Origin of the sequence: Parvibaculum sp., from assembly GCF_035511255.1 — a bacterium.
Taxonomy (GTDB): Bacteria; Pseudomonadota; Alphaproteobacteria; order Parvibaculales; family Parvibaculaceae; genus Parvibaculum.
This window is the reverse complement of record NZ_DATKFR010000038.1, coordinates 1-6374: the sequence shown is the minus strand read 5'-3', so window position 1 is coordinate 6374 and position 6374 is coordinate 1. Positions and strand designations below refer to the sequence as shown.

General features: G+C 62.0%; 6 protein-coding genes. 1 reads left to right on the top strand and 5 read right to left on the bottom strand.

The window, feature by feature from the left end; all coding sequences use genetic code 11:
• Positions 1-844: UDP-glucose 4-epimerase GalE (galE, locus tag VMR03_RS01250; protein ID WP_325401480.1), on the top strand; the 844-nt coding region annotated here is incomplete at its 5' end.
• A 4-nt stretch (positions 845-848) separates the two neighbouring features.
• Here the strand turns inward: galE and VMR03_RS01245 are convergent.
• From VMR03_RS01245 to VMR03_RS01225, 5 genes are all read right to left on the bottom strand, one after another.
• Positions 849-2171 carry a UDP-glucose/GDP-mannose dehydrogenase family protein gene (locus VMR03_RS01245; RefSeq protein WP_325401478.1) on the bottom strand — a complete coding sequence of 441 codons (1323 nt, stop codon included), beginning with the start codon at positions 2169-2171 and terminating at the stop codon, positions 849-851.
• 24 nt (positions 2172-2195) lie between these two features.
• Positions 2196-3077, bottom strand: a complete 882-nt coding sequence (gene galU, locus VMR03_RS01240; RefSeq protein ID WP_325401476.1) for a UTP--glucose-1-phosphate uridylyltransferase GalU — start codon at positions 3075-3077, stop codon at positions 2196-2198.
• 174 nt (positions 3078-3251) lie between these two features.
• The gene (locus tag VMR03_RS01235) at positions 3252-4568 is read right to left on the bottom strand and encodes a hypothetical protein (protein ID WP_325401474.1); all 1317 of its coding nucleotides are present in this window, start codon (positions 4566-4568) and stop codon (positions 3252-3254) included.
• A gap of 124 nt (positions 4569-4692) precedes the next feature.
• The gene (locus VMR03_RS01230) at positions 4693-5712 is read right to left on the bottom strand and encodes a response regulator transcription factor (protein ID WP_325401472.1); all 1020 of its coding nucleotides are present in this window, start codon (positions 5710-5712) and stop codon (positions 4693-4695) included.
• 157 nt (positions 5713-5869) lie between these two features.
• Positions 5870-6374: peptidoglycan-binding domain-containing protein (locus tag VMR03_RS01225; protein WP_325401470.1), on the bottom strand; the 505-nt coding region annotated here is incomplete at its 5' end.

Genomic DNA, 6374 nt, shown 5'->3' with positions numbered 1-6374 from the left:
TGTGGGAGATATTGCCGACGAGGCTTTAGTCAGTCGGATCATCCGCGAGCGCAAGGTCGAGGCCGTCATCCATTTCGCGGGCTCGGTCGTGGTACCGGAGTCTGTGGTCAACCCGCTTAAATATTATCACAATAACACCGCCAAATCCCGCAGCCTCATCGACGCCAGCGTGAAAGGGGGCGTGAAGCATTTCATCTTCTCGTCGACCGCCGCCGTTTACGGCATGACGGGAACGGATGCCGTCAGCGAGGACATAGCCCTCAACCCGATCTCGCCTTATGGCACGTCGAAACTGATGACGGAATGGATGCTGCGCGATACGGCCGCCGCGCACGACCTCACCTATGTCGCGCTGCGCTATTTCAATGTCGCCGGCGGCGATCCGAAGGGCAGGGTCGGTCAATCGACGGCCAATGCGACGCACCTCATCAAGGTCGCCTGCCAGACCGCGTTGGGTCAAAGACCTTATATCGAAGTTTTCGGCGAGGATTACCCGACGGCCGATGGAACGTGTGTCCGCGACTATATCCACGTGAGCGACCTGGCCGCTGCGCATACCGCGGCACTCCTCTATCTGCGCGATGGCGGGAAGAGCCTGGTCGCCAATTGCGGGTATGGACATGGCTTTTCGGTGCGCGACGTTCTGCGTGCCGTCGAACGCGCGGCGGGTCACGAGATCGAAATTCGCAAAGGCCCCCGCCGGTTGGGAGATCCAGCCTCGATCGTCTCCGATCCCACCCGTATCAAGGCGACGCTCGGCTGGACGCCGGCCTATGACGATCTCGACACAATCGTCTTCCATGCACTCGCTTGGGAAACGAAGCTTCGAGAGCGCAACCGATAAGGTCCTAGTTTTCCGGCAGGACCACGCCGCGCCCGACCGAATGATAGGTGAAGCCAGCCGTCGCCATCTCGATCATCGAGTAGATGTTTCTGAGGTCGATGACGAGTGGTGCCTTCAGAAGACTCTTGATCCGCTCGAAGTCGAGAACGCGGAACTCGTTCCACTCGGTCAGGATCAGCAGCGCGTCGGCACCGGGCATGGTGCTGTAGGCATCCTTCGTCCACTCGAGTCCCGTCAGATATTTGCGCGCCTCTTCCATGCCTTCGGGATCGTAGGCGCGGATATGTGCACCCGCCTTCTGAAGATAGGGGATGATGTCGAGGCTCGGCGCGTCGCGCATATCGTCGGTGTTCGGTTTGAAGGTCACGCCGAGGACGGCGAGCGTCTTGCCTCGCAGGTCGCCGCCGCAGGCCGCAATGATTTTCTCCGCCATGCGTCGCTTGCGCTCCGTATTCGCGGCCATGACGGCTTCGACGATCTGCGTCGGCCGGCCGACCCGGCGCGCGGTTTCAGTCAGTGCCAGCGTGTCCTTCGGAAAGCACGAGCCGCCAAAGCCGGCACCTGCCTGCAGGAATTTCGGGCCGATGCGGCTGTCGAGGCCGATGCCACGCGACACGTCCTGCACATCCGCGCCGACGCGTTCGCAGATATCGGCGATCTCGTTGATGAAGGTCACTTTCGTCGCAAGAAACGCGTTCGCCGCATATTTGGTGAGCTCCGCCGTCGCCCGACTCGTATAGATCATCGGCACTTCGTGCATGGTGAGCGGGCGGTAGAGGGCCTGCATCACGGCGCGCGGCCGTTCTGCGTCGACGCCTATCACGATGCGGTCGGGTTGCATGAAATCGTCGATGGCGGACCCTTCGCGCAGGAATTCGGGGTTGGACGCGACATCGAACTGGGCCGACGGATTTTCGTTTCGGATGATGGCCTCGACCTCGTCGCCGGTGCCGACGGGCACGGTCGATTTGTCGACGACGACCGTGTAGCCGGTTATGTGCCGCGCCAGTTCGCGCGCGACCGCATAGACCGCGCTGAGATCGGCGCTGCCGTCGGTTTCCTTGGTCGGCGTGCCGACTGCGATGAAGACCGCGTCGCGTCCCGGTACGGCTTCGGCATAAGAAGTCGTGAAGGTCAGGCGGCCCGCTTCGACGTTGCGCTCGACCATGTCTTCGAGGCCCGGCTCGAAAATCGGAATCTCGCCTCTCTTCAGCCGTTCGACCTTGCCCGCATCCTTGTCGACGCAGATGACGTCGTGTCCAAGGTCAGCAAAGCAAGTGCCGGTGACGAGGCCGACATAGCCTGTCCCGATCATCGCAACTTTCATGTCGAGCCTCTTTGGACGGGCGGATTAACGCTTGGCGAGCTTTTCGAGTATGGGACGGAATTTCGGCTCGATATCCGGACGGTCGAGCGCGAGGACGACATTGGCGGTGAGATAGCCGATCTTGTCGCCGCAGTCGTAGGTCGTTCCGGTGAAGCGATAGGCGAAGAAATCTTGTTCCGCGCAGAGCGCGATCATACTATCGGTCAGCTGGATCTCGCCGCCCGCGCCTGGCTTTTGCTGCGCGAGCTTTGCGAAGATTTCCGGCTGCAGGATATACCGTCCCGAAATGATGAGGTCCGACGGCGCATCCTCGACCTTCGGTTTCTCGACCATGCCGGTGATGCGATGCGTGGCTTCGTTATAGCTCTCGCCGAGCGCGACGACGCCGTAGCGGTTCACATGTTCATGCGGCACTTCCTCGACAGCGACGATGTTGCCGCCGTGTTTTTCATAGGCCTCGACCATCTGCGCAAAGCAGCCCGGCTTGCCGTGGATCAGCATATCGGGCAGCGCCAGGGCGAAGGGTTCGTCGCCGACGATGTCGCGCGCGCACCATACCGCATGCCCGAGCCCCAGCGGTTCCTGCTGACGTACGAAACTCGCCGTGCCGGCCGCCGGGCGGTCTGCTTTCAGCATCTCGAACTCGGCTGTCTTGCCGCGCGCCTTGAGCGTCGCTTCGAGTTCATAGGCGAGGTCGAAGTGATCCTCGATCGCGCCTTTGCCGCGACCGGTCACGAAGATGAAATGCTCGATGCCGGCCTCGATGGCTTCTTCGACCGCATACTGGATGACCGGCTTGTCGACGACGGGAAGCATTTCCTTCGGGATGACCTTGGTCGCAGGCAGAAATCTTGTGCCGAGCCCGGCGACCGGGAAAACGACCTTCCGTAGTTTCTTGGAAGCCATGCTGATGCCGATCCTTTCACTCTTTCGAAGGGGTCAACGCCCGAAAGAGGCGTGCCGTTCCGCTTGCCGGCTGCCGATGTTTCGCATGAACAGCGCCCTTTTCGCAAGGAATTGGAGGAAGGCGGCGGGAAGGCCGGACATGAGCGCGAAACGGGCCGACAGAGCAGGCACCGGTTAGCGCAGAGAAGCGGGATGATCCCCTTCCTCGAGCGTCAGGCGAGGCATGCCTTGACGCTCGGTGCCCCCGGCGGCAACGAGCCGCATTGCCTCCGTCCTTTCGCCCGGGCGGACGCCGTGGAGGTCCTTGTCGAAACTGTCGCCGGACATGAAATGGGTCAGAACGGACACATCCTCCCCGGCGATGAAGGCCGGGGTTGGAAGGTCCAGGAGGCGGCTTCGCCGTTCCTCATAGGCCTCGGTCGTGACGGAGAGAAAAAAGGCGGTCAGTTCCTCCTCGAAGGGGGGCGCGAAGGTCCAGCCGACCTTCAGCGCGTCGATCTTGCGGCCGAGCTCGAACTCCCGCGCGGCAAGACAGGGCAACCCCAGGACGCCCGCCTCGTAGAAGCGGCAGGGCAGGAGCCAGCGGGAATTGTTGTCGGCATTTTCGAGGTCGAGTGCCCAGACGAAATCGGTGTCGCTGTAGACGGTCCCGAGATCGCGCGGGTTCACATATTCCCCGCAATAGACCATGTTCGGATTGCGGGCGATCGTCTCCGCGAACTTCCGCGGATCGACGGTCGTCAGGATGCCGTGAAACTTGAACAGCACGTCGTCACGCAGTCGCCGTGCGACGCGCTCCATGAGTTCGAGCGTCGCCTCTCCCCTGATGAGACCGACATAGCTCACTGTCCATCTGTAACGGCCTCGACGGCGAGGTCGTTTCAGGATTCTCTCGCGCGCCGCGTTCAGCATGGGAAGGGTCGATGCGTGGAGCTTGTTCTCGAGCAGGAACCACTTGCCGCGATAGCCGAGAGTCGGCTCGTAATAGTTGCGCACAAAGCCGGGTGAAGACACGACCAGAAGTTCGATCTTGTCGAGACAGGTTCTTTCGATCAGGCGCAGAAAGCGACCGCGCAAACCCGGCCGGACGAAAGCTGGCTGCACGTCGAGGACCTCGTAGATGAGACGCGCCCGCGAACGGAAGAAAGCTCTCGAAAACAGCGCGAGCAGAAGCTGGTCGAGATTGCGCGCATAAAGCCAGTCCGCATTCCGCAGATGCTCGCGCGCCCGGAATATCACGACGAACGAAAAGAGGAGCAGGACGAGGCGCTTGAGATAGTTTCCATCCGCTGTCCGGCCGAGTTCGAAATACCTCCAGCGCGGCTGATAGTCTCGGTTGTATCGCGACCTGCGGAAGCCAAGCACGGTGAGAACGAAACCACGGTCGATAAACTCGTCGGCTCTCTTGATCGTGCTGACATCCGTCACGTCGGGAGAGAAAAAGACGACGCGTCGTTCGGCAACGTTCCTTTCGGCGCGGTCGTGCTGCATGGCTGGTCCCTTTCGATCGCGGCGACGGTCAGGACGTCGCAAAGCCGGATGACGCGACGCCCGAATATCGCGCGCGCGGGCGGTCAAGCCGCGTGACCATTTGGTGGTTGGGCGCTCGCCGCCCTCAGCCGGCGGCGCTGCTCGAGAGATAGACGACCATCATCAAAGCCGCACCGGCCGGCATGGTCGTTTGCGGTGCCGCAGAGGTTTGCGGCGCCGGCGGCGCTGGCTGCTCGACCCGTCCCGGCTCGTCGGTCGAAGCGTCGTCACCCGCCGCAGCCTCGGTTGCCCGCCAGCGATAGCCATAGCCGCGGTGATTTTCGATGTCCGCGAAACTTTCATCGACCTCGTGGAATTTCTGCCGGATGCGTTTGATGAGCGAACGGACATTGGTTTGGTAGCCGTTCACACCGTCGCCAGCGCAAAATCCCGGGCCATGAACAATATCGTAGATTTCGCGGTAGGAGAGGTTCTCGCCCACTCGCTTCGCAAAGAGGCTGACGATGTTGAACTCCGTAATCGTCAGATTGACGGGGCCGCCTTTCCAGAAAGCCTGGCAGGTCTTGGTGTCGAGCCGCAATGCGGTCGGCGTCGACGGGGCAGCCCGACGAGAGGCCTCGCCGCCGGGTGCGCGCAGCATTTCGGCGACGAGCCGAACGCGTGCGAGAAGCTGGTCGTGACCACCCGCTTCGCTGCTGTCGTCCGCCGCTCCGCCGTCCTCCTCGCTGTGGATCACCATGGCGACCGGAACACGGGTCTGCGCCCTGTTGAGTTCGCGCAGGAGATCGGAGGCCGCCGTCCCCATGTTCCAGTCCAGCAGCACGACGTCGCTCGTCTCTCCGCGGCGGAACGCCGCCACGAGTTCGAACGCGGACGAAAATCTCGCGACATCAATCTGCTCGTTGAGGTCAAGCGCGCGGTGTGACTTGCCTTCGCCGACAAGCGCAATGCTGATCGGCCGGTTGGCGGAGACGCCGTCTCCGTTTTCATGCGAGAGACTGCCGAGCCGGATATCCGGAGCTGACTGGCGTCCGGCGCGGGCGAAAAATGAAGAGGAGGGCGAAGCCAAGGCTCCACCCGGCGTTCCATCGACAGGTTGGTAGTAATTGGTCTGGTCTCGATAGGCGGGCGAATGAGTTCTCATGGCGGTCCTCTCTTCGTCGGCCCCCATTAAGGGACTCTCCGGGAGGCCCGCCTATTCCGTCCTCAGGTCTATTGCACTGCAAAAAAATGTAACCTGTTCCATAACAATGCTTTGGTTTCCATAAGCGCCGTCCTGCGTCGCGCGGCGTGACGACAGATCACTGCGACAATGGCATTGGTCCTCTGACGAAACGCAGATCGACCTGCCGGGTCGTCCGGAGACGGCTGAGAAGCTCCGCGTCGATCTCGCCCGTCGGTCGAAGACCCATGTCGTTCTGAAAATGCAGGACGGCGTTGCGTGTCTGAGGCGAGAAGGTGCCGTCGATCGGGCCGGGCGAATAGCCGAGCCGCATCAACTTCGATTGAACGTCATATATGAGATCGCCGTTCATACGTGTCGGCAGGCTTGCGGGAATGGCGGGGCTGGCATCGAGCATGCGCGGCCCGGGGGCAAGCGCGACCGGGCCTGATTGCCGCTCCGCCATCGCCTCGATCTCCGCCTCGTCGGGTTCGTTCCGGTGATGCGCGGCGGTTTGGGACGCAACCGGCTTTGACGGCGCGGCGGCAACCGTCTTGTTCGTCCGAGCCGCCGTTTCCCGCGCAGGTTTCTTCAAAGACGCCGCATCCGCCTTTGCAAGCCTTGTCGTCTTGGCGTCAACGTCG